Origin of the sequence: Serratia nevei, from assembly GCF_024160145.1 — a bacterium.
Taxonomy (GTDB): Bacteria; Pseudomonadota; Gammaproteobacteria; order Enterobacterales; family Enterobacteriaceae; genus Serratia; species Serratia nevei_A.
The window spans coordinates 1-452 of the sequence record NZ_JAMYWQ010000137.1 but is presented as its reverse complement, the minus strand read 5'-3'; the positions used below and the strand labels follow the sequence as shown (position 1 = coordinate 452).

Below are 452 nucleotides of genomic sequence, written 5' to 3'. Positions count from 1 at the left end.
ACTTGACCTATGGGATGCAGCAGTGGGGGATATTGCACAATGGAGGAAACTCTGATGCAGCGACGCCGCGTGAGGGAAGACGGTCTTCGGATTGTAAACCTCTGTCTTTGGGGAAGAAAATGACGGTACCCAAAGAGGAAGCTCCGGCTAACTACGTGCCAGCAGCCGCGGTAATACGTAGGGAGCGAGCGTTGTCCGGAATTACTGGGTGTAAAGGGAGCGTAGGCGGGCGAGAAAGTTGAATGTTAAATCTACCGGCTTAACTGGTAGCTGCGTTCAAAACTTCTTGTCTTGAGTGAAGTAGAGGCAGGCGGAATTCCTAGTGTAGCGGTGAAATGCGTAGATATTAGGAGGAACACCAGTGGCGAAGGCGGCCTGCTGGGCTTTAACTGACGCTGAGGCTCGAAAGCGTGGGGAGCAAACAGGATTAGATACCCAAGTAGTCCATCAGT

At 52.2% G+C, this 452-nt stretch carries 1 rRNA gene; it reads left to right on the top strand.

Going from position 1 to position 452, the window contains the following annotated elements:
• Positions 1-452, top strand: a 16S ribosomal RNA gene (locus tag M6G53_RS25115); the annotation flags it as partial.